Genomic DNA, 26791 nt, shown 5'->3' on the forward strand with positions numbered 1-26791 from the left:
CAACTCGACCGTGATATCTGCCGCTGAGATACGGCAGTGCTTTCTACTGACTTTCGCTCGCAGGGTTTTGGACTTACAGAACGCAGTGCCACTCTGAACCGTTGTGAGCTTCCCCTTGCCGGGCGCGGCAGATTTCACTACATTAGTGCCATTCACTAGCTTTGGGACATACGCCCGATAGCTGGTCGTTATCTACAAGGATCTGCTGGACGTAGATTCGAACGAACAATGAAATCAACTCTCACCATATTAACAACCATCATACTTACCAACATTTGTGTTGCGCAGACACGAACAATTTCAGGAACGATAGTTAGCGCAGATATGGAACTGTTGCCTAGAGTTGACATCTATAGCATGGACACGGTTGTCTTGGGAACAACTGAAATGAACGGAACATTTGAATTCGAAGTGCCATCAAAAACAACCAAGATTCTTGTCGGATGGCTTGGAATGGAGTGGCAAACGGTCGAACTACAACCTAACTGCAATACAGTTAACGTTCTCCTAATGTACGCAGGCAACTACTGTCATCGGTCGTACAGGAAGAACCAACGGAGACGAAGAAAGTACCTCGCCAAACAGCCCGAACTACTTCAACAAGCATACGAACAAGGAATCTTCGGAACGGAAAAACCCTGTAGATAACAGACGCTGATCGGGCATATGTCTTGGTGCTTTCTGGCCAGTTTCAGTGTAACTCGTCCGTGAATCTGCCGCTGAGATACGGTGGTGCTTTCTACTTACTTCTGCTCGCAGGAGTTTTTGACTTTCGGAACGCAGTGCAATTTGGAACCGTTGTGAGCTTCCCCTTGCCGGGCGCGGCAGATTTCACTACTTTAGTGCTATTCACCAGCTGTGGGACATACGCCCGATAGCTGGTCGTTGGCATCCATTGCGCAGAGCATGAAAACTATCAATACAGGTAACTACATCGAATATCTCAATGATAGAGCAAAGAAGAGACTTCAAGACGTTTCAACTTACTTATACTTGGGATTGATTTTAATTGCTGAAGCTATTTTTTTCTATAACGGAGGCTGGGAACGTGCAACAAGTATTTCTTTACTCTTAACTACTGGATTCATGTTTGTTTGGATGGCAATTGAACTAATTTTTGTACTGATCCGAAATAAAACATTTAACAGAAATCTCTGGCTAACATACATTCTGGTAGGTATTGTTCTAATTCCGCTGAACTATCTCGTATTTGACGAACGTCAACGATACTGGTCATTTGTGAGTGGAGTAATCTTCCTAATTCCAGTATTAGTATCTGTTGTAGTATCGAAAATTGCATCTTGGTTAGACTAACCGAACGGACAAACAAATGACGGATGCCAACAAACGATATGGACGCATGGCCTTACTTAGTTATCTGCCAAGAGTCTGCAAAACATCCCGCTTATCTACCGCCAAGAACCTGTGGTGCTTTCTACCTGCTTCTGCTCGTGGGAGATTTTAATCTTCATAACTCAGTGCCAGTCTGATACTTTGATCACACCGGCAGATAAGCTACTTTTATCGGTATTAAAATAGCTCGGAGGCCACAGCGTCATATCTGGGCGTTAGTTTTCATTATCTGCATATCGCACAATTCTCACAACTATGACATTTGGACCGAAGAAACTACTTAACATGGCAGCTATTTTCATTGTCATGGTGGTTGCTACTGTCATGATTTACTCTAACGATATGCTTAAACGGACAAGGCTCGAACTTGAGACTTTCTATCAAGCCGAACTCTCTAACTGCGAAATCACTAGAGTAGTTGAACGACAATATTCAGGCAAAGGAACCTACAACCTTTTTCAAACGAACTGCTCAACTGAGTACTATCCAATACTTCTGGACAAGGAATCAAAATATGAAGATTATTATCTCTTTGAAGAAGGTTTGATTGTCAACAAGAAAGCTAACTCAGTTGACCTATCACTAACGGGATTAACATCTGAACTCAAACTGAAGATTCGACATCCATCTGATGAAGACGATCGATTTTTCAGCTTGAAAATCGTTTTAATATTCTTTGGAACTGTACTTGTAGTAATGGTTTTTATCCCAAATAGTTTCTGGGAACGCAAACGAAATTAAAACGAAAACTAACAGACGATATGGGCGCATGGCCTTACTTAGCCATCTGCCAAGAGTCTGCTTAACATTCCGCTTATCAGCCGCCAAGAAACTGATGTGCTTTCTACTACCTTCTGCTCGTGGGAGATTTTGATCTTCATGGCGCAGTGCGTATCTGAAACTTTGAATGCACCGGCAGATAAGCTACTTTTATCGGAATTAATTAAGCTCGGAGGCCACAGCGCCATATCTGATCGTTGTGGAGCATAGCATGAACGCAGGTAACTTTCAAATAGGACAATGTCGCGTTTTTGTAGAAGTCGACAGAACAATCGACTTTTACAGAGAACTCCCTCGAATATCAGAGAATTGCAACTGCGAAGAGTGTAAACATTTTGAGAACGTTGTTACAAATATGGATCTACGACTTTTCAAAATTCTCGAAGGGATGGGAGTTGACTTAAAACGACAACCGAACATTAACCCAGACGGTGTTTGTAGCACGGGTGATACTGAAAAATTCCAACGAACATATATGGGATATTACAAACTTTTTGGAAAAATTGGTAAGACTCAACGAACTCATAAACAGACTAACTCTAATGGAGAAACAACAGCGGTTGAATTTAGAGAGTCTGAGGAAGATGCATTTGTCCAATACACAATAAAGCAGGAGTCAACGGATGAACTAACTGTTGACTTTTTCATCGAATGCGAACGGAAGTAGAAAAATGCTCATGAGAAAATTCATCATACTTTTAATTGTTTTAGCAGCCTGTGAAGAACCAAGTAAGACGGTACAACAACAAGTTTTTGACGACTACCTTCTACTACATTTCAACTCTTGGGGAGATGCCATAGGTAAAAACTATGTTCCTGAATTTTATTACGAACCTGGAGATACGGTCAGACTGAAATCTGAATTGCCTTTGCTAGTTTTTCCTTCTGACACAACAACAGTTATTGAACTTGATGATCGAGATAGATTCATCACGCTTGACTCTGGAACACTTATTAACGTTACCTCCGAACACAAGAAATACTCGTTTCGTGCTGAAGTACTCTTAAACGACACAACCTATAAAGGAGCAATATTCACAGACAGGTTTTTGAATGCTCAATGGAGCGAAGATTTTTTGAACGAACAACGAAAGAATCTGCTTGAACAACTATTTAGACTAAAGAGCAGTGGGCTTTCAGAGTTATCAACTGAGTACGAACTTAGTGAGGATTCAATACTCACTTTGATCAGCTATGAGTATTTCGAGCGAACAGGAAGACGAGGAATAAACTACTAAACGCTCCACAACAAACGCTGATGAATGAATGGGGTTTTATCGGTCAAGATATTTTTGTGGGGATTGGAAAGTCCGCCACAAGTTTTAAATTTAAATCAAGGCGTGGCTATGTGCGGGACGAAAGGTTAGTGCTTTATAATCCCCACTCATCATAGCTAGACGTTATGGCTCATATCTGCAAGCATGAAATTTTTCCGAATCCTCTACTTCCACATCTACAACACCTACTATAAGGACGGTAATTACTCGAACGATATCCCTCATTTAACTGCATCTGGATTGGTTGGATGCTCCCTTAGCCTCTTGCTAACAACTGCAATTGTCTTTACGAACTTTCAACTAACGGGTGAACGAATGAACACTGAACTGACAATTGGAATAGCTGGCATTGGAGTGGTGATTACTCTTTTCGGAACTCTTTACCAACAGCAGTACGAAGCAATCTATGAGCAAATCAAAGGAACATCGTGGGACAACACTTTAACCAGGGTTTTCTCTTGGCTTATAATCATCGCTGGCTTTCTAACAGTTGGTTTATACGCATATATCTTCAACCGCTGAACTGAGAACAAAATAACAGAGCCATAACATTATGTATGAAGGCATGTGCATACGTGCTTTCTACAAACTGCATCGGGACTTGACCGTGAGTCTGCCGCCGGGCAAGATTTGTGCTGTTTAGAATCTTAAGAGTGCGGGATTTTTTCACTTTCTGAACGCACTGCTTTCTACAAACTTTGGAAGCACCGGCAGACTTCACTATTTTGCAGGTATTAGCCAAGTGTGAGCACACGCCTCATACATGGGCGTTATGTACCACTTCTGCAATATGTAGAACCTCATGAACAAACAAAGACAAGAGCGAATCGCAGAATTAAGGTGGACGGCCGAACGAAAATCCAAGAAATCGGACTTCTTAACTCGCATAACCTCAATTATCGATCCTGAAATGGTTGAGGTTCTTGACTTTGAATTATCAGATGAACTCCAGAGCAAACATGACGACTGGCCAGGTTCAACTCCAGACTTTACTTTCCAAACCCCGAAAAAGAACACAAACTCTATCACCGAAATTATCCGAAATCTGGTGGATAAGATTGAAGGTCGATATGCTTTCATTTTTATGATGAATTTGAACTTCGGATTAGTCAAACTTCCTAAGTCAGAACTAGTGGGACACTGGATCGACATCATCGAACTTGATGGTGACGAATTCTTCATTTATGCCCCTAATCACTCATATTTTGTCTGTGTCGAACTAACTGAGGACTTTCTCCCAAACAGCAGCCAGCCCGAATGGATTTACGAACTGACATTCTCAACGAAGGAACTCAAGGATAAGCTAATGGGGAAATAGCAGTACATAACAGTCGCTAGCAGTTATGCGCCAAACTGCTTCTTTGTTGGCTTTTGTGTGAACTTCACCATGAATCTGCCGCTGGGAAAGTCAGTTCTTTCTGCTGAGTGCAGTTCGCAGGATTTTTCTCTTTCTTGACGCAGTGCTTTGTGGATACTTTGTGAGCACCGGCAGATTCATTAGTTTAGTGCTTTTTGCCAAGGGTGGGCGCACACCTGCTAGCTTGGCGTTAGTCATAATGCCTTTTTATTTGGAACGATTGGCTTTCCAAATGACAAAACCTTAGATTAGCGACAAAAAGGACAAATGGCACTTGACGCAGATTTACAAGAGAAGAAAAACAACCTTTCTGAGTTCGTATTTCTAACCAAGAGCATCTTGAATTATCTGCCAGCAGTTATAACTAACCAAAAAGATAAAGGAGATTACAGAATTTACCTTAACGAACAAGCTGGTGTCCGAAAATTCATTAGACCAATCAATCTCAAATTTTTCGTTCATGACTCTAATGATTTTGAAGTCAAGTATCAGGCATTTTTGACCATTCTTCTACGCATAAAAAATGGGGAACGAAATTTCTCAAATGATGAGTTACTTGTCATAGACCAAACCCTCTATACCATTCAACAATCAATAGGTGCTGGATTAGATTTATTAGTTAATCCAAATAGTGCAAGAAAACATGTTGGCAACAGGTTTGAGGAATTGATTAAATGCGTTTTCACCGAAATTGGTGTTTCCAACAAGAAAACTGTCCTTCAAATTCCATATGAAACAGATGAAGGACAGAAGGTATATAAATGTGAAAACGATCTTATCCTCTCACCTTTTGACAAGGTAAAATCAACCTCAAAATCATTGGACAAAAAGGAAATTGTTGTTTCTGTCAAAACCACCTCTAAAGATAGAATGGGAAAGATGTTCATCGACAAAATTTTACTTGAACGCTTTGTCAAACATGATCAAAAAGTGATTGGTATTTTCCTTAACGATGTTCAGAGAAAGGAAGAGGATAACATCAGCTTCACTCTAGTTTCCGGTCTTTTCATGGTGTACAGTAACTTTTTGACCGAACTGGAGGGTGTTTACTATCTAGACCCTCCACCTAATGCTAAAAAGGAACCTTACAATAAATACATGAAATCCTTTTCAAATTTGATCACTCAGGATGTTTGGAGATTACTCGCCTCTTAATTTCTTTCTTCTTTTTTGAGACTCCCTTGTATCAACCTCACTTCTAATTCTGGTAATGTGATCTGAATTTGAAAGTCTCTCTGAGATAATATCACAATAAGAGGTTTCCTTTTCAATTCCAATCCACTTTCTTTCATAAGCCTCAGCAACAGCAAAAGTTGAACCTGATCCCCCAAAAGGATCTAAAACCAAATCCCCCTTATCCGTTGAGGATAGAATGGCTTTTCTTAACAGTTCAACTGGTTTTTGAGTCTCATGTTCATAGCGCTCCCATGACCCATTCGATATGGTTGGGATTTCAAGCACATCCTTTGGTTTTGCACCTAATGGATGTGGCTCCCAAACATATTTTTTGACATTTTTCTTTCCTCTTGAATATTGAGAAGATTCCGCCTGAGGTCTAACAGGATATTTCAGGGTGTGTTCATTGTAAGGTATTCTAACTTCATCAATCCTAAATTTGAATTCTTTGGATTTTCTTAAGTGCAAAATACTTTCGTGAGACCTGCCCCAATCATTCCCCAAATTTGCCTTATTACGATAGAACCATACCAACCACTTACATCCTTTGAACAAGTGCGCTGATGCCCATTTGATATCAGCCAAAATCTCAGAGAATCCACAGATGTAAAGTGAACCAGTACTCTTTAGAATTCTACTTGATTCAGTTATCCATTCTAAACTCCACTCCACATATTCCTTTTGAGAAGAAAACGAATCCCATTCAGCTTTTTTAATGTTGTATGGTGGGTCTGCAAATATGAGATCAACAGAAGCCGGCTCTAAAGTTTGCAAAAATTCTAAAGAATCAGCATTGTAAAGCCTTCCAAGTCCCGTTTGAAAATATGCCTCATACTTATTTGCGGAAACATCCTTCTTGCGGTAGGTAATTTCCATTTGCATCTCTTCAACTAGGGAAATAACCTGATCTTCACTGTAAACTCTATAATTGTTAATTGGATGCCTAGAACTTTTAAATTTGCCTGACTTATCCCAGCGTCTCAACGTTTCGGAATTAACGTTTAACTTCTCAGCGGCTTCACTAACGGATAGGTATTTTGACATAGCTAAAGATTACACAACCTTATACAACATTACGCATCAATATTAACAAGATTAATGAAAATAAAAAAGCACAATGACTAACAAATGCTAAAATCCATAGGCTTACCAAGGTACTTGCCAAGGTTGGTGGGATAAGATACTTTCCCGATATTTACAGATGTCCAGCCTACGGATTTTAGCTGGTCGTTATCGGCAATAAAGGTCAACAGACTAAAGCGATATGATATCAGAATTACGTCAGTCAATCAATGCCACTCTTTATGAACGAGTAAGTAGTCCTTTATATGGAACGCTAATAATCTCATGGATAATTTGGAACTGGGAGATTGTTTATTTGACGTTTTTCGTAAGCGAATCCAGCTTGGAAGTAACGAAGCTTAAATTCATTTCTGACAACTACCTAAATATTCATGATCTAATTACATTTCCAATTCTAACATCTATTTTTTTATTAACAGTAATGCCATTCGCATCAAATGGAGCGTACTATCTAAGCTTATTGTTTAAAAAATGGAGAACAGACAAGAGAAATCTAATTGAAAACAAACAGCTTCTTTCAATAGAAAAATCAATTGCGTTGAGAGAGGAAATTAGAAGCCAAGAAGAGAAATTTGACAAGTTGCTCGATACAAAAAATGAAGAAATAAAAATATTAACTCAAGAGGTTGAAAATTATAGGGCAGCTGCACAACAGGCACAAGAGAAAGTTCTGGAACCTGCGAAGGAACTAGTTCAACGCGAACGAAAAAAAGCAACTAAATCAACTGATAACGAGGAGTTTGAACAATTATCAAAATCGGGAAAAATAAATTCATTCATCAAAACTGGTTTTCGACTTCTAGAAGAAGAACTCATTTTAAAGCGAGACCTGGGTAATGTCCCTGAAGCTCAGGCGTTCGGATTAATTGAATCTGCACCAAATAATATCAAGGTAGCTCGGTTAACATCTAAAGGAAAGGATTTTTTCCGATGGTTAATTTTAAATGAGAAAAAAGCCGATAACAAATGATATGGCGCATGGCCTTACTTAGCCATCTGCAAAGTGCCTGCACAACATCCCGCTTATCTGCCGCCAAGAACTTGAAGTGCTTTCTACTATCTTCTGCTCGCCGGAGTTTTTAATCAGCATGGCGCAGTGCGTATCTAATACTTTGAATGCACCCCTTAGTCAGGCACGGCAGATAAGCTACTTTTATCAGAATTAATTAAGCTCGGAGGCCACAGCGCCATAGCTGGGCGATATCTCTGGTAAAATCAAGCCATTTCGCCTTTTTTTAGTACAATTCTATCCTGATAAGGTGCTCCTCTCTTTACTACTGCTACTATACCCTGCAAAAACCAAAACCAAAGTAGGTTTAGAAACCATCAAGGAGTACTCAACCGTTGCTGATCTACACAAAAGTGTGGAAATTAAGAACTTCAAAAATTCTTCCTTTGAGCTTTCTGTATCAACAGAACCGTAGGAGCTATGATCCAAATCAAAAGCATGCACCAGGACGCAATTAGCCCCAGATGAGTGCCAAAAAACCGCTGAAACAAAGCCCCCGTGTAACCCAGCAATGCCGAAATATCTAACTTCAGCAAAATCATGATTCTGGACAGATCAATTGGATTCAGAAAGCTCGCAATCAGCGCAAAATTGTCCAGAGGGTAGTCTGCAAAAACCATCATCGATAGCAGCACCAAACCATCATAAATCACCGCAAAAAACAACCACATCAGTATGGCATAGCCAAACCCCTTTATCTTATTAGAATTGAACAAAGCAATACAAATAGCAAGGGCCACGAAGATGAAGGTCAGGAAGGTACCGGAAATGAGTAACAGTATAAAGTTGGCTATTTCGCCAGAGCGAAAAAGGCCGTAGGCCAAAAAAGGAACCCCCAACCCTATAATCAGGCTTAATGACAATGAAATGGAAATCCCCAAATACTGCCCCAGAAAGATAACCGAACGCTTCACAGGCTGAGCAAGCAAAAGCTCCGTAAACTCTCTGGAATTATAAAAATACATCACCCCGAAGATGGTCCCTATCATCGGAGTAAGCACCACGATCACGTTCATCAAAGTGATGATGCCCTTGGACAAATCATTGTTGAGAAAAAGGAGCACAACCCCAAGTAGCAGGTAAAAACCCAGGTAGATAAAACTCCACCTGCTCCGCGTCAAATCCGAAAAACTATATTTTAAAATCTTGATCATGGTTCCAGAATTCTTGCTATCGCGTGTTCTAAATCCTCACTGTCCGTTTCGGATTTGAGGTCCGCGACGGTTCCTTTGAAGTAGATACTGCCTTCCAGCAAAAACACCACTTCATCGGCCAGCTCCTCTACCAAACTCATAATGTGAGAAGTGATCAAAATGAGCTTACCCCTGGCCTTTTCCTTGTTGATCAGTTCCTTCAATTTGATCAGTGAGACCGGATCAAGACCCGCCGTGGGTTCGTCCAGTATGATCACCGGGGAATCAAACATAAAGGTCAATACTATATTAACCTTCTGCCTGGTACCTCCCGACAAATCTCCCAGCTTCTTATCCATAAATTTCTCCATCCCAAAGAGTTCAATCAGTGGTTCCGGGCTGGCCGGTTCATTGCGTATATCAGCGATCATCCCAAGTATCTCCCGCACCTTCAGGTTATCCGGGAAACGGGCAATCTGTGGCAGGTAGCCGATATGCTTTCTATAGGCATGAGACCTGGCAATGTCTTGTTGCTGATAAGAAATATTGCCTCCATCAGGAATCACCATCCCCAGCAAAATCTTCAAAAATGTGGTTTTTCCCGAACCATTTGGCCCCAGAATGGCAACTATGCCACCCCCGCGGATCTCAAAAGTGAGGTCTTTCAGCACCTGAAGGCTGCCAAAGGATTTCCTAATATTTGTCACTGCAATCATCTGAATTTGCTCATTGAAGGTGTTTGATCTACCAGGTCGGCTGGCGTAAAAGCCGGAGAAACTTTCTCCGAAAAATTGATGAGGTCCACAAAAAGGCTTCTGAGTAAAACTATGGTCTCCGGAGTTTTATTTACCACATAGGAGAACAGCTTCACCGGGCGGTAGGGTACATCTCCATTCCCATCCTTGTCCAGGTCATAGCCACTATAGTCACTCCAAAAGTTACCGTTGAAGGTGTTGTCGTTCATTTTGGAGTTGTAAGACACATCAAAGGAGTTGCCAATAAAGTTGTTGAGTGTAAATGAATTGGCATAGCATCCTCCCGAAACCTTTACGGCCCATCCATTTTGTTTGAAGGTATTTCCAGAGTATGTTACCCTGGACGATCCATCCACATATACCCCGATGGTATTTTCCTGAAAAATATTGTTACGCACCTCACCATCATAAATCTCTTTGAGCAGCAGCCCATAAGAGGCTGCCCCCCAGTTGTCAATGAACCGGTTTTGCTCCATTCTGATCCATTTGGAAAACATTACCGCCACCCCGGCTCCATTGTTCTGAAAAGTGTTGCCCCTATACTCATCATGATTTGAAAACATAAAGTGCAAACCATACCGAACGTTAAAATGTGTATGGTTATCAATTACATGGCTCTCATCTACAAACTCCAGATAAATTCCATCTCGCATACCACTTACTTCATTTGACTCAATGTACATGTGATCACAATTCCAGAGATGAATTCCATTGCCGGACTGATCTTCCTGACTGGCCGTGCCTGTCACTTTGTTGCCTCGTATGGTTGCGCCAGTGGATTTCTCTATCAGCAGCCCAAAAAATGACAAACTCACTTGATTGTTTTCTATCCTGATGCCAGAAGTATTATAAGCATATACCGCAGCAAAATCTTTAGTGTAGCTCCTGCCTGAGTTGGTGATGATGAAGCCGGACACCACAATGCTATCCGCCATTAACCTGAGCACATAGCTTTCATTGTCACCATCGAGGATAGCTCCCGGATCTCCAATCAATGTGATGGGTTTGTCGATCGTCAGGTTCTTACAGATGTATTTACCACGCTGAACCCTCACCGTATCTTTTGCGCCAGCAGATCTTATCGCCTCTGCTACACTGGTGATCTCACAATCACCACAAACCGACGTTACAGAGGCACGGCTCACCAGAGAAGTGAATAAGATAACTAGCATTACACACCGTTTTAGTCTCATGTGGTTTTGTGATTAAAGCATGTACCTGATCCCGGAGTTGAAGGTAAAGGATTCCTTCATTTGAATCCCCCTAACACTTCGATAAATCGGAGTTCCCAGTTCCAGGCCTAGTTTTAGCTTTTTTAAAGAGTTGACAGCCGTGGGGAAACCAATATTGACGCCTGCGAAAGCATTGACTTGCTCACTGCCATAATTCTCCACATTGGCCGGTGGAGACATCATCGGGTTCAACTCAGGATCGATCCCTGATAAGCTCTGTTGGAGGATAAGCTCTGTCCGACCCACCAAGGCTAACCAACTCGCCGGAGTATAAGAAAACCAGCCGTTCAGGCGATACTGATGACCCAACCGGCATGAAGATCTATTTTCTCCGATTCTTAGCAGCGCCATGGGCTGAACGCCCACACTGGTCTTGTCAAAGGCCACTTTATACGTTGCTCCAAGATTCAGATCCGGGGTCCCTGAGCCAATTTGCATGGCATAGGGCAGCCTCATATGGTCAGACATTGGTGTGTCATCCGACTGATCGTAAGCACCTGTAGGCAGGCTTATCCCAATATTGAGGTGAAAGGACGATCCAGCCTTAGCAATCAGGCTGTATAGTGCCGAAAGCTTAAGATCTCCCAACCCAAAGCTTTTGGTTTGATAGCTCATTTCTGACATGGACATCATCTCATGGTCCATGGCATTCATGTCCATCTCGCGGCATATCAGCGATTGCATCACAGCGAGGGTCAATTGATCCGTAGGGGCGTACATCACACCCAGCATGTACATGCTCATCCACATCTGCTGCGGGGCGGCATGGTATTGCGCATAAACTTCCTCATTGCTTATTGATTTCGTTCCTGCCTGATTTCCGCTCATCTGCATTTGCATCGACCGTACACTGACCATCCAGCCTCCACTATGATGCACATGATCGCCCATTATGCCAATGGGACCATAGGCATCTCCGCGATGATGGTGGTCCGGATGATTGAGCACACCAAATCTCGAACCTTCAAACCTCTGCAGGAGCTCAGTCCATGTGAAAATATCCCCTCCTTTCTGTTTCTGGATTTTTTGCGCCTCCTGCCGATCCGGATAGGCAGACAAGTAAGCACCCATTGGGCTAGGTATGGCACTACTCTCCAGGTAGAAAGCCTCTTTTGCGGCTATCCACTCATTGGATCTGGAGTAGTCCGCAACCCAAAGTTGGCTGAAAGACACTTCATCATGCACTTTCAAATAATTCACCAGACATTCGATCGCATCGAAGGTTTGTGTTTCCTTTTCAGCATCCACTGCCAGCGCCACAAAGCGCCCATCTCTGATCAGCATACCACAGTGTTTGCACAAATCCTTATCAATATTCACCCTTTGAGCAAAACCCACAGTGCCCATCAGATACATCAGTAAAACCAAGTAACGAATCATGACTTTTTAGTTTGATATTTCAAATTTGTTTTGAAGAAGAGGCCATTCCAGGGTCTGTCCACCAACCGAATCATGGATTTTAGCTCTGGATTGGGTGGTTGCAAAAGCAGTTAAATATGCACCCATAGGACTTGGAATCTTATCCGTAATAAGGTAGCTGGCTTTTAACGCATCGGTGAGTTGGCCGGGATTCTGATAGTCCGCTACAAGGTGATATTTTATGGCCGGTCGGTCCCAATCCTTCAGATCATTGAGCATACACTCAATAGCATCATACTTATAAACGCGACCTTTCTCCGTCACCACTTGCGCGGCGTGCTGTTTATCCACAATGGTCATCCTGCAAAAATCACAAGCGTCCTCACCGTAATGAATTGGTTCCGGACCTGAGTGGCAAGAAGTGACAAATAGCGAAACAAGGAAAATCATCAGGGCAATTCCCGGGTTTTTCATTGCCCTTGAATTGTTTTTAGATTGTGATTTTTTACCGATAAAGTAAGCCACAGCAGTCAGCATCATACCTATTCCCAGTAGTATTCCGCCCATTCTGGGATAGGAAAAAGCATCGAAATTGAGCAGTTTTTTGTGTCCAATCAACGGTGGATTGTATTGCATGGGTGTCCCGTCAGGGTTGACCAGTTTTAAGATGGCATTGGGGTCCAGGTCAGTACCATATGCCACCAGCCACAGGTTAAAATCGTAGATACCAAGCGCTCCCAGTGTGCCCATGAGGAGAAACCAAATGAAAAACCAAATCGGCCGTATTTTACCGAGGTAGCCCAGCACTCCTATCAATACTCCGAGAGCGGCCATAGCCAATACCACTTTCGGAAAGACAGAAAACTCCCACATCTCTTCGGGTTTGGGCAGCGTTTTCATACCGATATAGTGGTTCAGACCATCAATATTCTGGATATCAAACTCACTTTCACCCTTCAGTCCATTCACATGAATGTCTATGCCCAGCGGATCAGGATATTGTGGTGCTCCCAGTCGGATGTTCCACATGGGAAAAATGAACAGCCCCAACAACATCATGCTGCCAATAATCATTAATATGCTTGCCTTTTTCATTTTGCTTATCTTTTTGCAAGTACTTATGGTATGCTGAAAAGAAGTGGTTAAAACCAACGGAATTGTTGATTTTAACCACTAGCTCTTTAATCAATCATCTAAAGACCAGCTCAATTCCAGATTGGAATCTGCCGGAGAAACTCGCACGTAACCTTGCATTTCCTGGTGCAGTGCAGAGCAAAAATCTGTACAGTAGAATGGCCATACGCCTACACGCTTAGGCTCCCACAGCGAGGTTTTGGTTTGACCAGGCATGATCAGTATCTCTGAGGTCCCCTGACCGATCATAGAAAAACCGTGTGGCACATCAAAGTCTTGCTCGTGATTGGTGATGTGGAAGTAGACCTTATCACCGACTTTGATACCTTCAATATTGTCAGGTGTAAAATGGCTTCTGATGGTAGACATGTAAATGTGCACCTCATTTCCCGTTCTTTCCACCCTCGCTTCGGCAGGGCTCTTTATGGCATAAGGGTGATTGTTTTCATCCAGTCGATAGATTTTCCTGGAGTTGTTCACCAAAAGCTCAGCATCACACCCTGCTGCATAGTGAGGTTCACCGTGAGTGGGAAAATCATACAACAGCTCCATTTTCTCTCCGGTGATATCGTATATCTGCGCAGAGTGTTCCATTTCAGGCCCTGTAGGCAGGTATCGATCTTTCGTGATCTTGTTCATGGCTACCAGGTACTTGCCATGCGGTTTTCGGGAGTTTCCTCCTGGTATCATCAAGTGCCCCACAGAGTAGTAGGTAGGTTTTCTGTCAATAACCTCCCAGGTTCCCAATTTCCACTTTACCACTTCTGAAGAGATAAAGAAGGTAGTATAGGCGTTGCCCCGACCATCAAACTCGGTGTGCAATGGGCCCAGGCCACCACTGCTTACTGTACCCGCCAGCACATCCTGGTAATTCAAAATCGGAATGCCGTAGGCGTCGCCATCAAACTTTTTGGCTTCAATAGCCGCGAGCATTTTATCAAATGAGTGAACGGTGAGATCCGCTGAAAGCTTACCTGAGCCAATAATGTACTGGCCTGTAGGATCCACGTCGCACCCGTGTGGTGATTTAGGTGTTGGCAATAAATATACCGCTCCAGGCACCTCTGAGGGGTCTACAGTCAACACCTCCGTTTTCATAGTAGAAGTGGCTGTGTGTGTAGATTCATCATACACATTATGAGCATACCGGGCGGGCATTTTCTTGCCTCCTCCGTTGTTGACGTAAGCTTCTATCATTTTCCAGTTTACCGCCGCTATAAAATCCTTATCATTTTGCGAAGCGTTTACTTCCAGCAGGGTGTTTGCCTCCTCTGTGTTGTAGGTAGAAAAGAAAAACCAGCCGTGAGATTTATCCCTTCCCGGGTGGGATAAGTCATAGTTGAATCCCGGCATTAAGAGTTGAAATTTTATATCCATGTGCCCATGCTCTGGCTCCACAGATATGAAAGTCAGGGCGCCTTTGAAATTACTCTTGTACTCACTTATGGGCATGTCCCTTTGAGGTACCGGAACAGAAAAACGTGTTCCTGCCACTACATACTCGGTATTCTCAGTGATAAAAGAAGAACTGTGGTTACCTGCACTGTTAGGTACTTCTATGATTTCCTCAGTTTCAAACGTACTCAGACTGATTCTTGCAATTCGTGGTGTGTTGTTGCCATTGGCAAAAATCCACCTGCCGTCCAGTTCACCATTTGTCTGTGAGATGTCCGGGTGGTGCAGATCATCCCATGGTACAAAACCAAACGAAGTGTTTAACATTGGTTTGGTCTCCTCTGAATACCCGTATCCTGAGGTGGGAAACTGAGAAAAGACAGGGATTTCTTTGAACATCCTGCCTGATGGCAGCCCATACACGGTCAGGTTGCCACTGTATCCGCCAGATAAAAAGGCATACTGCGCATCCCTTTCGCCCGGCGCTATATATACTTTCTCAGCCATATTGCTGCTCAGCGCACTCTTGCCATTACTGCCTGATTGGCCACACGAGGTGATCAACAGGAGGGCACCAATGACAAAAACATTGAATAATATTGATATAGTTTTCATTTTAATCTCTTGTTTTAGTTAGACGCAATCACTTTATCAACGACATGTATGATTCCATTGGAGGTCGGTATAGTGGCCAGAATATTGGCACCTCCTACTGATACATTATCACCGTCAACCTTCACCTCCAGATAATCTCCGGTGGCCATATAAATTTTCCTTCCCTTGCCAGCTTCCCTTTTGAGCGCTTCCAGATCAAATGACCCTGGCGCGGCGTGCCGGGTGAGGGTAGTGGCCAGATCAGTTTTATTTTCAGGCTTCAGCAGGTTTTCCACCACCCCTTCTGGCAGTGAGCCGAAGGCCTCATTGGTAGGTGCAAATACTGTAAGCGGACCGGCATTTACCAAAACGTGCTCGATTTGGGCTGCCTCTACGGCGGCTACCAGCGTGGTATGAGCATCTGAAGTCACGGCCACCTGCAGGATGTTCCTTTCTGACACATTATCAGAGACAGAGGCTTGTCCTTTCGGATGACTAGTTGCTGCGGGAGTTTCCTGGCCATTTGTACCCTCAGTATTACCTGATGAACAAGCGCACATCACTCCTATGGCCAGTATAGCCACCATTGACATAATTGTTTTCGTTTTCATAATCGTATGATTTAACTGTTACAATGTTCTGAAGTACTCCAGCACGGCTCTCGCCTCTTCCTCTGTGAGGTTTTGATTCGCCATAGGCGACCCGTTGAAATCGATCAATAACTTCTTGGCGATGGGGTCTTCCTGAACCATTTTTCCAGGTGCCAGGATCATGTTCATCACCCAGGCCGGGTTCCTTCTGGACAAAATGTCATTAGGTGCTGGACCGATAAACTTTTTATCTACTTTGTGGCAGGCTGTACATTTAGTATCAAATATCTCCTGACCTTTGGCAACCAGCTGCTGATCCAACTCTGCAGGCAGTGTAAACGCCTTCACCGGACCTACTCCATGGAATTGCTTCCAGTTTTCGTATGGGTCGGATGGCTCCACTTTCGATTGCTCTTTGATTTGCTCAATGCGGCTTTTGCCTCCGCCTCCGCAGGCTGAAAGCAACACAATGAATGAAGCAGCAATAAGGTATTTATTTAGCGTTTTCATGGTTATTGATGTTTATGAATTACTGAATGAAAATTCGTTGAATAGTATTCGGGCCTCCGGAAATAAGATGTTGTTTTCCAGATGAATGTGTTTATGTAAATCTTCTTCAAACTCCTTGAGCATCGCGTAGGCCACCTTGTATGTTTGACACCCATCTGGAGGGCATTCATAATCACCGGTCAATTCCGCTATCTGATGAAACCTCAAGCCCTCTTCCTCATGCTCCTGCTCCATCATCTGAATGGGGTTTTCAATATCTCCGAAATGAGGCTTTGACAGGGGAAACCCTTTTTCCCTTGACTGGACCATCGCCTTGATATAGGGAAAGAGTATCTGCTCTTCCTTTTGCATGTGATCCAGTAATGCCCGGGAGCCTGCTCCAAACAACTCATTGACCGCATACAGCTCTGGGTGGCGATCACCATGCACTCTGCACAATTTCTCCAGATAAGCCCTGAGCGCCGGTACCGTAGCCAAAACATAACTGTGATGCATGTTCACAATGGTGTCAATGAGCTCATCCAGGGCTAATCCCTGATAGTTCAATGTATCTGGCGTCTGGAAGGTAGCTTCCAGCTCCTCCAGCACCTTCTGCAAATCCACATTGTTTCTGGAGCATGCCTCCTCCAGAGAGATGCCACCACCACAGCAAAAATCTATGTGATGCGAGGTGAATACCCGGGAGGTTCTGAAGTTAGATGCTACGATGACTCCCACTTTTGATTTTGCTAAATTTTCCATATTAAAGATTTAAAGATCTTTTTATCCTTTATTAATATAAATTTTTACACTCTTAAAAACCGGTTTCCTTCTATTACGCCACCTTTCAGATCAGACAGGTAAGTGGTTGTCAGTACGCCTTTCAGGTGATCCCGCATGGCGATAAACTTATCATGTGCGGGACATGGGTACTCTCCCGAGCATTCCTTTAGTCCCAGTACACAGTTTTTCACCAGGCCCTCACCGTCTATAGCCACTACCACTTCCAATAGTGTAATGTCCCGGCCCACTACCTTGAAACCCCCACTTGGCCCTCTCAGTGACTCCAATAAGTCAGCTCTTACCAGCTGCTGTAATATCTTGGCGGTATAAGCCTCAGGAGAATCTATCGCTCCTGCAATATCTTTCAGACCAGCCAATTTGCCCCTTTCCTTCACAGAACAGAGGTAAATCATGATTTTTAGCGCATATTCGCAAGCTTTCGAAAACATATTCTCAACTGACTTTTAAGCAAAAGTAATTCCCAAAAGTATTTCGGACAATGATATCCGAAATAAAAATAAATGACTTTTATCAGGTAGAAATAACATGACTACCCCGAAGCCTGCAACCAAAACACAGGAACTTGTAACGTTTGAAAAGATGGGAACATCGACTTGATACATGTGCGCATGGGTGGAGCGTTTTGTCAGTACCCGCCCTCAAAACCCAGCGTCTTACTCACCTCCTACAGATTACTACTCACCGGCACTATAATCCCCTCCGCCTCGAGCATCTTTCTGATCTGCTTATGCTTTGCCCAGAATTTATCATTGATCTTCTTCAGCGTGCTTTCATAATCAGGATGATTTTTCATTAATTGATTAATCGGGTCCTTATCCAGAAACAGTATGATCCAATACTGATAATTGTCCTTCTGAGAAAACGCCTTGAGGTATCGAACACCCTCTTCGATATTGCCAGTCAGCACAAAGTAGGAGGAGTAAAGCAGGTCCTTGTAAAGTGACTGATCGGTTTCTGCGTACTCAAGAAAGCTTTCATAGTATTTCTTCGCTTCCTCTTCTCTCCCCAGCTGCTCCAGTACAAAGCCTATCCTGGCATCCTCGCTTTGGTAGATGTCAAGTTTCAATGCTTCCTTCATATGGAGCATCTTCTCATAATACACCCATGCCTGCTCGTAGTTTCCCATGGTATAGCACACCTTGGCCACTTCCTGGATCACATCTATTCTGGTAGTATCCTTTTGCAAAATTTCTATCAGCGATGCCCGCGTACGGTTCAGATCAAACCGCTGGGCCGTTCTGATGTACACGTACAAATACTGTGAGTACAAATTGTCAGGATTGTATGCCAATGATTTCTGCACGTAGGTTTCCGACTCATTGATAAAGCCAGTTTGCGCCAGCGCATTGCTCAAATGCAAATAGGTATAACTGGAAGTAACAGAGTCAGCTTCTGCCACAGCAGCCTGAATGCCCTGCAGGGCATGTGTAAGATATTTTTCTGTATCCGGCAGGATCACACCATAGATGTTCGACAGGAAATTATGCACCCACGCAGTATTTGGGTAGTACTCCAGCACCTCCTCAAAGGACTCAACAGCCTTTTTGAAATCCCGGATCTGCATAAAATACAAAGACCTGGCAATCAGGCTTTCGCCCGATTCTCCATCCAGCATCATGGCTTTGTTGGCATAATCCTTCAGCTCCTGCGTATACTTCGGCTCAGCCATGAAAATATCCAGGTAATAGTAGGAAATGGCGATGTAGGCGTAGGCATTGGCAAACTGACCGTCTTCCTGAATGGCCTTTTTGAATTGCTCGACACCCTCCTCCAGACCTGCTCCCGTTTTATCGTTCAGCAAGGCCATGCCTTTCAGGTAATAATCATAAGCCACGAGGTTCTGAGTTGGTATTTTTTCAATGCGCTCTTGCTCCTCCGGGGTGATAATGGCATTGATCTCTTTGGCAATACTCTTGGCCACGTCTGATTGCAGCTCAAAAACATCCTTAAGTTCACGCCTATACCTCCGCGACCACAAATGCTTATCCCCTGGTGCCTCTATCAGCTGAATGGTCAGAAGAATCTCGTTGCCAATCTTTTGCCCACTCCCCTCTATGAAATAACGCACATTAAGCTCCTTTGACAGTTCGGGAATGGTTTTGGACAGGGTGCGATACTTCTCCACGGTGGTTCTGCTCGTCACCCTGATGTCCTCGATCTTTTGGAAATTATCCAAAATGGCCTCCATCAGTCCATTCATGAAATAGACATTGGTGCTATCGGCACTGTCGTTTTTGAAGGGCAATACCGCTATGGATTTACTAAGACTTTTTGGAATGCTCTCCTCCTCAGACCACCTGAAAAAGACAATGGCCAATACCACCACAATGGCCACGGCCACCAGTCCCAGGACTCTGCCTCTTCCCCTGGCTTCAGTGCCCGACACTTCTGTCACTCCCTGCTCTGCCTCCAGCTGAGCTCTACTGCCAGCCTCACCCGGAGTATAACCGTACAGTTCTCTGAAGCATTTGGTAAAATACGACGTGCTGCTAAAACCTACTTTGTAAGCAATCTCAGAAACCGTCAGGGAGCCATCCTTCAACAGCAGTGTGGCATGGTGCAACCTTACATTTCTGATCAATACGCTTACGGATTCCCCTGTTTCCTGCTTCACCTTTCTGAGCAGGTTGGATCGGCTCATGCTGATGCTTTCGGCTAACTCTGTCACTCCGAAGTGCTCATCTGCCAGATTTTCTTCAATTACCGCAACTATTTTCTGAAGAAATGCACTTTTAGGGGGTTGGAAATCTGACATATCATAAGGTGAATAGGATGCAATAATCGGCAAATTAAATACCACTCGCAACAAGCCCATTTCAGTCCTTTGCGTCATAGTTTATAGCCAATCGTCATAGTTTCCATACAAAACGCATAACTGACAGCAGTTGCAGCATGGCTGTTTAGTGGCGCACTGGCCTTCTTCTCACCTTTGTATCGTCGAAATAAATATTCAAACACTAAACAATAACAAGATGAAATCTCTACAATTGAAAACAGTACAAAAATGGTTTGTTTTAAGTCTTACCGTTATCATTTTGGGCGCTGCTTCCTGCAATCAGACGGCAGAGCAAGCTTCCAATGAAGGCCAAACAGAAGCGCCGAGCACTACGATCCAGGAAGCCACATTTTTTGGGAATATAGAGGCCGTCAAAGGGCACATTGCAGCTAAAACTGACCTCAACCAAAAAGATGCTTATGGATCCACACCCCTACACATTGCGGCCACATTTGGAAAAACCAATGTCGCCCTGTTATTGATCTCGGGCGGTGCCAACCTGAATGAAAAGAGTGCCGATGGATCCACACCTTTGCACACAGCCGCCTTCTTTGGACGAACAGACATTGTAAAAGCCCTGCTCGAAAATAAGGCCGATGTGACCATCAGAAACACTTACAATGCCACGGCCCTGGAGTCTGTCTCCGCTCCATTTGCTGACATGAAACCTATCTATGATCAAATGAGCAAAGACCTGGGCCCCTTTGGATTAAAACTGGACTATAAGCAGCTGGAAGCGGCTCGTCCGGTCATTGCGGAAATGATTCAGACTTACAGCAATTAATCAGTAGATAACAATTAATCAATAGACAATGCTCAGCAATAGAAGATACGACATTGATTGGTTGCGCGTGATCGCTATCGGCTTGTTGGTTATATACCACATAGCCGTTGGATTTCAGCCCTGGGGGGTGTTCCTGGGGTTCATTCAGAATAATGAAACACTGGAATGGATTTGGACACCCATGGCCATGCTGAATGTCTGGCGCATTCCCCTGCTGTTTTTTGTTTCTGGTATGGGGGTGTATTTTGCCATCCAAAGGCGCGACTGGAAAGCACTCTTAGTGGAACGAACCAAGCGCATTCTAATTCCTTACATTTTTGGTATTCTCGCTGTTGTGCCGCTGCATGTATGGCTTTGGAAGCATTACTACCATCAGGACATGGAGTTCGTCTTTAGCCCGATGCACCTTTGGTTTCTTGGCAACATCTTCGTGTATGTACTGATCTTCTTCCCTTTGTTTTTCTATTTGAAAAAACATCCTGAAGGAAGGTTCCATGTGATCATGAGTAAGCTACTGAGCAATCCTGCGGGTTTGTTGGTATTAATGCTCCCTTTTATTGCCGAAGCGGAACTGGTACGCCCCGACAGCTTTGAATACTATGCCATGAATGCCCATGGATTCTGGATGGGCATGCTGGCATTCCTCACAGGGTTTCTGTGTGTCTATAGCGGGCAGACATTTTGGGATACCGTGACCAAATGGAGATGGCTGCTGCTGGTCATTGCCACCACATTATACACGCTTCGGCTGCTGGAGGGTGAGTTTAACGCGCCACTCTACTTAAAGTCTATCGAGTCCAGCCTCTGGATATTCACCGTCTTTGGTTTTGGCCATCGCTACCTCAACAAATCGAGTAAAGCGCTGACCTACTTAAGTCAGTCGGCCTACCCGATCTATATCCTGCACATGGTCTTCCTCTACCTGGCCTCATGGCTTCTGTTTCCACTAGACATCCCCGCTCCGTTTAAGCTGGCGCTGGTGATATTACTTACCTTTATCGGTTGCTTTGCAGCCTACGAGTTTTTAGTACGGAAAATCCGGTTTGTGCGGCCGCTTTTTGGCCTAAAGGTATGACCCAACATTTGTAGTCATTATTTTGAATTAGAAATCGCCATTTGACCATGAAACTAACAAAAAAGATACTCAGAATCGTCTTTATCCTGGCCAGCATAGGCTCCCTGTATTTTGTGCCATGGATACTGGTAAAGGCATGGATATTACCATTACCAGATACGGTTCAGGAGCAACTAGATGAAGCCATTGGGTATGGCTTTGATGGCATGATTGTGTACGTGGATCAGGGGGGCAAGCCCCCGGAGTTTTATGCCGCCGGCTGGCACGACCGAAAAAAGAAAATACCTGCCTACCCGCAGGCTTTATTCAAGATTGCCAGCATTACCAAGCTATATGTGGCAGTGGCCACCGCTAAACTGGTCAAAGCCGAACGGTTGTCTTTGGATAAAACCCTTGCTGAATACTTTCCGGAACTGGCAGAAAGAATAGAAAATGCCGACAAGATCACCCTGAGAATGATGGTACAGCATAGGAGTGGCATTCCCAATTTTGTAGACCATCCTGACTATTGGATAAAACCACCAAAAAACAAGCAGGAAACGCTCGAATACGCATTGGATTTGCCCGCTGACTTTGAACCGGGTGAAGATTACGGTTATTCCAACACCAATTATATGTTGATCTCTGACCTCATAGATAAAGTGGTGGGCACTAGCCATCAACAATACATTAAAGAGGAGATTTTGGTCCCGCTCGGGCTGAAAAACACGTTTGGTTCACTGAGTGAAGTGAATATAGATGAGGTGATGAGTGGCTACTATGTGGGCTTTGAGGAAGATTTTAAAACAGAAGATACCGGCTTAATGCTGGCCACCGCTGAAGATGTGGGCATATTCCTGCGGGCTTTAAACGATGGCTCGGTGTTTAACGAAGGCGAACAGGAAATCTATTCCTCCATCTACGAATACGAGCATACGGGTCTGCTGGTGGGGTATCAGAGTATTGCCAAATACCACAAAGACATGGATGCGGTGGTGATTCAATTTAATAACACCACCAACTTTGATGGATACGACTGGAGTTTGGCGGAGATCTTTTACAGCCGCATCGTGAAAATAGTGCAACGGGAAAACGGCTCGTAAAATTAGGATTGAGCAAATAGATTTGGAGTTTGCGGAACTCCGTTCTTTGTGAGGGTGTTGACAGTCTTTTCTAACCATGGGGTGCCCTATCACCAGCTGTGTATAGTCACCTCCAATCAATCCACTCAACTTCGAAATCAATCAGCATGAAATACCATCAATTAATCATGATATTCATCAGTGCCCTTGTTATGTCCTGTGGCGGCAAAGATCAAACAGCCAGGCAGGAAAAGGCTCCGCCGCAATTTCAAAACAAGGGCCACGAACTGATCTACATCATGACCCAAAAGGCGGGAGATTATGCAACGCTTTGGAACAAAAGAGATGTGGTTTACACCTATACCTACCGCACTCCCGACAACAAAGCCGACATTTCCACTGAAAAGTTGCTGTTTGATGGTGAACTGTCCTATGGCTTGTATCAAATCCATGAGCGAACCTTCCCAGACCTGGAAGGGCCTATTGAGCAGGGCTACGATGGCAAAGAATACTGGCTCAAACACAATGGCCATATTCAAAGCGATACCACCCGCTTAAAAAGAGTTGCTTTCAATCGCCCTACTAATTTTTACTGGTTTGCCATGTTCCAAAAATTATTGGATCCGGGGCTGAATTATGAATACCTGGGAGAAGAAACCATCGATAACACGCCCTACGATGTGGTAAAAATCACCTTCACTTCTACAGACGAAAAGCCTACGGATGTTTATCAGCTGTACATCAATCAAAAAACGGCGCTGGTGGATCAGTTTCTCTTTACCGTGGCAGATTTTGGAGTGATGGAAACCCCCAACCTGATGAAGGTGGAGTATGAGCAAATAGAGGACCTGCTGATCCCCACCAAAAGGCGATACAAAAAATCGACCTGGGAAGCAGCGGTGAGTGATGCCCCCTGGATCACCGTCACCTGGACAAACATTCAGTTTAACACCGGATTGAGCACAAAGGACTTTTTGAAATAGGTTGGATTGATTGGAGAGGATGGCTAAAGTTCGCTCAGGAGACAATGCCTTCCACTTTTCTCTCCTCCTCTTCACCCATCTCCGCCATTATCCCATTAAATTGCAGGGTACATTATAGAACCCCGAAATCCGTAATCCAATGAAAAAAATCATCAACTCCCCGCAGGCTCCCGCTCCCATAGGCCCGTACAGTCAGGCAGTGGTGGCGAATAATGTCCTTTATATCTCCGGGCAAATCGCCATTAATCAAGCGACAGGAGAAATCGTCAGGACGACCATCGAAGAGGAAACCAAGCAGGTCATGATCAATCTTGGTTATATTCTGAAAGAAGCAGGTGCCGACTATTCCAACATCCTTAAATGCAGCATCTTCATCAAAGACATGGGGCAGTTTGGGCAGATCAATGCGGTATATGGAGAGTTCTTCCCCGAAAACCCACCTGCCCGTGAAACGGTGGAGGTGAGCCGCCTGCCAAAGGATGTCAGCGTGGAGATCAGCTGCATCGCTCAGCTCTGATGTCCCTCTGGCCTTTTCTACGGCAAACACTGGTATCGGGTCATTCCAAAGACGAAGTATTAAGGAGGATTGCACTCAAAACCAGGTTGATTGATTCGGATGTGGTGGTTGATCAGCCCATATTCAATGGCTCCATTTTCCCGGAAGGATTCAGGATTTCGCTGATCATCCGCACCGCACAAAATGCCCTCCCTTTGGCCATTGGCAAGGTGGAAAACACCTCTCGGGGGTCCCTGATATTTCTCCGGCTCTGCCTGTTTCCCGGAGCCAGACTATATCTGTGGTTTTCCTCCATTCTATGCGTGTTTGTAGCGGCCGTTTTTCTGACCCTTTCACACCTCACCCTCGCCGTAATTACCGCGCTGCTCATTGCCCTGGCCAACTATGGGGTGCTCACACTCAGTTTTCATCAGAAAGCCCGGCAAACCATCCGCCAAATTCAGGGGATTCTGGCGGAATAAAGGGAATAAAAACACTTGTCCTTCACATTAGTATTGGGTATTTGATAGCTTTGCACACCAAAAAAATATCCCCCAATAAATGGATTCAGTAAGAGTAAGATTTGCCCCCAGCCCAACAGGCGCTTTGCACATAGGAGGAGTCAGAACAGCCCTGTTCAACTACCTTTTTGCCAAAAAAAATAACGGCACTTTCATCTTAAGAATAGAAGACACTGACCAGAGCCGGTTTGTGGCCGGAGCTGAAGAATACATTCGCCAGTCGCTGGAGTGGTGCGGCATATCTCCTGAGGAAAGCCCCTGGACCGGGGGTGAGTATGGCCCCTACAGACAGTCTGAGCGCAAAGAAATCTATCAGTCCTACGCACAAAAGCTGATCAATGAAGGCAATGCCTACTACGCTTTTGATACGCCTGAGGAACTGGATGCGATGCGTGACCGACTCAAGGCCGCTGGGGTAGCTACACCACATTACAATGCCGCAGTGAGGCTCACCATGAAAAACTCCCTCACCATGTCGGCAGAGGAAGTAGCTGGCAAGATTGCCAGTGGAGAACCTTATGTGATCCGTTTCAAAATAGACCCTAAAGAGGAAGTGCGGCTCAATGACGTCATCCGGGGCTGGGTACACGTGCATGGCTCCACACTCGATGACAAAGTACTGATGAAGTCCGATGGCCTGCCTACCTATCACCTGGCCAATATTGTGGATGACCACCTCATGAAAATCACCCATGTGATCCGTGGTGAAGAATGGCTCCCCTCCGCGCCGCTGCATGTGCTGCTCTACAAATACCTCGGATTTGAAGCCACCATGCCTCAGTTTGCGCACCTGCCACTGATCCTTAAGCCGGATGGCAACGGAAAGCTGAGCAAGCGGGCCGCTGATCAGGCTGGTTTCCCCATATTCCCGCTCGACTGGCAAGATCCCGAAACCGGTGAAACCTCCAAAGGCTTCAGAGAAGAAGGCTTTATTCCCGAAGCCCTGGTCAACTTTCTGGCATTCCTGGGATGGAATCCCGGCACCGAGCAGGAAATTTTCAGCTTAGAAGAATTGTCAGACGTATTCAGCCTGGAAAAAGTCAACAAAGCCGGCACCAAATTCGACCTGGACAAAATCAAATGGTTTAATCAACAGTACCTGAAGTCCACCAATCCGGCAGATCTGGCGGAAACGGTGCGCACAGACCTCAAAAATCATTATGATATAGACAGCTCCCTGGAAACAGCCCTGGTGATCGTGGATCTGCTGAAAGAGCGCGTGACCTTTCCCCACGAGATGGCTCCCAATGCGCTATTTATTTTCAGAAACCCAACTGAGTACGACCAGAGTGTGACCAGCAAAAAATGGAATGAGGAAGCCGAACAAGCTGTATCACTCTATGCCGATGCGATCTCCTCTAAGGAGGATATCAGTGCTGAAGAGGCCAAAGACCTGTTCTTTTCGCTGATGGAAGCCAATGGAATCAAAGCCGGCAAAAACATGCAGGCATTGAGAATGGTCATCACCGGAGCCGGTTCAGGTCCTGATTTGATGGCCATCATCGCACTCATGGGTGGAAAAGCAGTGGCCGAGCGAATCAAATACTCCGTAGATCAGTTAAAGTAGTATACACT

General features: G+C 44.4%; 26 protein-coding genes. 14 read left to right on the forward strand and 12 right to left on the reverse strand.

Annotated elements, in window-relative coordinates; genetic code table 11:
• The first annotated feature begins 906 nt into the window (after positions 1-906).
• The 6 genes from RIH33_RS09135 (at position 907) to RIH33_RS09160 (ending at position 5922) form a co-directional block, all read left to right on the forward strand.
• Positions 907-1314 carry a hypothetical protein gene (locus tag RIH33_RS09135; RefSeq protein ID WP_406652190.1) on the forward strand — a complete coding sequence of 136 codons (408 nt, stop codon included), beginning with the start codon at positions 907-909 and terminating at the stop codon, positions 1312-1314.
• Between the two features lie 324 nt (positions 1315-1638).
• Positions 1639-2094: a hypothetical protein gene (locus RIH33_RS09140; protein ID WP_406652191.1), complete on the forward strand. Its 456-nt coding sequence runs from the start codon at positions 1639-1641 to the stop codon at positions 2092-2094.
• Between the two features lie 716 nt (positions 2095-2810).
• Positions 2811-3371 carry a hypothetical protein gene (locus tag RIH33_RS09145; protein WP_406652192.1) on the forward strand — a complete coding sequence of 187 codons (561 nt, stop codon included), beginning with the start codon at positions 2811-2813 and terminating at the stop codon, positions 3369-3371.
• A 354-nt stretch (positions 3372-3725) separates the two neighbouring features.
• The gene (locus RIH33_RS09150) at positions 3726-3932 is read left to right on the forward strand and encodes a hypothetical protein (protein ID WP_406652194.1); all 207 of its coding nucleotides are present in this window, start codon (positions 3726-3728) and stop codon (positions 3930-3932) included.
• Positions 3933-4212: 280 nt separating this feature from the next.
• Positions 4213-4728, forward strand: a complete 516-nt coding sequence (locus tag RIH33_RS09155) for a hypothetical protein (RefSeq protein ID WP_406652195.1) — start codon at positions 4213-4215, stop codon at positions 4726-4728.
• Between the two features lie 306 nt (positions 4729-5034).
• A complete protein-coding gene (locus RIH33_RS09160; protein ID WP_406652196.1) occupies positions 5035-5922 on the forward strand; it encodes a hypothetical protein in 888 nt (295 codons plus the stop codon).
• On the opposite strand, the gene RIH33_RS09165 is transcribed toward RIH33_RS09160, so the two are convergent.
• Positions 5908-6987, reverse strand: a complete 1080-nt coding sequence (locus tag RIH33_RS09165) for a DNA methyltransferase (protein WP_406652197.1) — start codon at positions 6985-6987, stop codon at positions 5908-5910. The genes RIH33_RS09160 and RIH33_RS09165 overlap by 15 nt on opposite strands.
• A 220-nt stretch (positions 6988-7207) precedes the next feature.
• Here RIH33_RS09165 and RIH33_RS09170 point away from each other — a divergent pair, with 220 nt between their 5' ends.
• The gene (locus tag RIH33_RS09170) at positions 7208-7996 is read left to right on the forward strand and encodes a hypothetical protein (RefSeq protein ID WP_406652198.1); all 789 of its coding nucleotides are present in this window, start codon (positions 7208-7210) and stop codon (positions 7994-7996) included.
• A 410-nt stretch (positions 7997-8406) separates the two neighbouring features.
• Here RIH33_RS09170 and RIH33_RS09175 read toward each other — a convergent pair whose 3' ends face one another.
• The 11 genes from RIH33_RS09175 to RIH33_RS09225 form a co-directional block, all read right to left on the reverse strand.
• Positions 8407-9189 (reverse strand): ABC transporter permease, encoded by a 783-nt coding sequence (locus RIH33_RS09175; RefSeq protein WP_406652199.1) that lies wholly within the window; start codon positions 9187-9189, stop codon positions 8407-8409.
• Complete coding sequence (locus RIH33_RS09180) at positions 9186-9884, reverse strand: ABC transporter ATP-binding protein (protein ID WP_406652201.1); 699 nt, start codon at positions 9882-9884, stop codon at positions 9186-9188. Before RIH33_RS09180 ends, RIH33_RS09175 begins: the two co-directional genes overlap by 4 nt.
• Positions 9881-11095, reverse strand: coding sequence for a nitrous oxide reductase family maturation protein NosD (locus RIH33_RS09185; protein WP_406652203.1), 1215 nt, complete (start codon positions 11093-11095; stop codon positions 9881-9883). The genes RIH33_RS09180 and RIH33_RS09185 overlap by 4 nt, the downstream gene beginning before the upstream one ends.
• Positions 11096-11128: 33 nt before the next feature.
• A complete protein-coding gene (locus RIH33_RS09190) occupies positions 11129-12535 on the reverse strand; it encodes a nitrous oxide reductase accessory protein NosL (RefSeq protein ID WP_406652204.1) in 1407 nt (468 codons plus the stop codon).
• A gap of 6 nt (positions 12536-12541) precedes the next feature.
• Positions 12542-13609 (reverse strand): nitrous oxide reductase accessory protein NosL, encoded by a 1068-nt coding sequence (locus RIH33_RS09195; protein ID WP_406652206.1) that lies wholly within the window; start codon positions 13607-13609, stop codon positions 12542-12544.
• Positions 13610-13699: 90 nt separating this feature from the next.
• Entirely contained in the window at positions 13700-15658 is a 1959-nt protein-coding gene (gene nosZ, locus RIH33_RS09200; RefSeq protein ID WP_406652207.1) for a Sec-dependent nitrous-oxide reductase, read from the reverse strand.
• 14 nt (positions 15659-15672) lie between these two features.
• Complete coding sequence (locus RIH33_RS09205) at positions 15673-16248, reverse strand: fasciclin domain-containing protein (protein ID WP_406652208.1); 576 nt, start codon at positions 16246-16248, stop codon at positions 15673-15675.
• An 18-nt stretch (positions 16249-16266) separates the two neighbouring features.
• On the reverse strand, positions 16267-16737 hold the full coding sequence (locus RIH33_RS09210; RefSeq protein WP_406652209.1) for a c-type cytochrome: 471 nt from the start codon (positions 16735-16737) through the stop codon (positions 16267-16269).
• A gap of 12 nt (positions 16738-16749) precedes the next feature.
• On the reverse strand, positions 16750-17478 hold the full coding sequence (gene ric, locus RIH33_RS09215; protein ID WP_406652211.1) for an iron-sulfur cluster repair di-iron protein: 729 nt from the start codon (positions 17476-17478) through the stop codon (positions 16750-16752).
• A gap of 44 nt (positions 17479-17522) precedes the next feature.
• The gene (locus RIH33_RS09220; RefSeq protein ID WP_406652212.1) at positions 17523-17948 is read right to left on the reverse strand and encodes an RrF2 family transcriptional regulator; all 426 of its coding nucleotides are present in this window, start codon (positions 17946-17948) and stop codon (positions 17523-17525) included.
• Between the two features lie 236 nt (positions 17949-18184).
• Entirely contained in the window at positions 18185-20275 is a 2091-nt protein-coding gene (locus RIH33_RS09225; RefSeq protein ID WP_406652213.1) for a helix-turn-helix domain-containing protein, read from the reverse strand.
• 217 nt (positions 20276-20492) lie between these two features.
• Between RIH33_RS09225 and RIH33_RS09230 the strand changes: the two genes are divergently transcribed.
• From RIH33_RS09230 to gltX, 7 genes are all read left to right on the forward strand, one after another.
• Positions 20493-21080 carry an ankyrin repeat domain-containing protein gene (locus RIH33_RS09230; protein WP_406652214.1) on the forward strand — a complete coding sequence of 196 codons (588 nt, stop codon included), beginning with the start codon at positions 20493-20495 and terminating at the stop codon, positions 21078-21080.
• Positions 21081-21108: 28 nt separating this feature from the next.
• Complete coding sequence (locus RIH33_RS09235) at positions 21109-22155, forward strand: acyltransferase family protein (protein ID WP_406652215.1); 1047 nt, start codon at positions 21109-21111, stop codon at positions 22153-22155.
• Positions 22156-22202: 47 nt separating this feature from the next.
• Positions 22203-23237 carry a serine hydrolase domain-containing protein gene (locus RIH33_RS09240; RefSeq protein WP_406652216.1) on the forward strand — a complete coding sequence of 345 codons (1035 nt, stop codon included), beginning with the start codon at positions 22203-22205 and terminating at the stop codon, positions 23235-23237.
• Positions 23238-23383: 146 nt separating this feature from the next.
• Positions 23384-24199: a DUF6503 family protein gene (locus RIH33_RS09245; protein ID WP_406652217.1), complete on the forward strand. Its 816-nt coding sequence runs from the start codon at positions 23384-23386 to the stop codon at positions 24197-24199.
• A gap of 139 nt (positions 24200-24338) precedes the next feature.
• The gene (locus RIH33_RS09250) at positions 24339-24716 is read left to right on the forward strand and encodes a RidA family protein (protein ID WP_406652218.1); all 378 of its coding nucleotides are present in this window, start codon (positions 24339-24341) and stop codon (positions 24714-24716) included.
• On the forward strand, positions 24716-25177 hold the full coding sequence (locus tag RIH33_RS09255) for a hypothetical protein (RefSeq protein WP_406652220.1): 462 nt from the start codon (positions 24716-24718) through the stop codon (positions 25175-25177). Before RIH33_RS09250 ends, RIH33_RS09255 begins: the two co-directional genes overlap by 1 nt.
• Positions 25178-25256: 79 nt before the next feature.
• Positions 25257-26783, forward strand: coding sequence for a glutamate--tRNA ligase (gene gltX, locus RIH33_RS09260; protein WP_406652222.1), 1527 nt, complete (start codon positions 25257-25259; stop codon positions 26781-26783).
• Positions 26784-26791 lie beyond the last annotated feature (8 nt).

Origin of the sequence: Marinoscillum sp., from assembly GCF_040222955.1 — a bacterium.
Classification (GTDB): Bacteria; Bacteroidota; Bacteroidia; order Cytophagales; family Cyclobacteriaceae; genus Marinoscillum.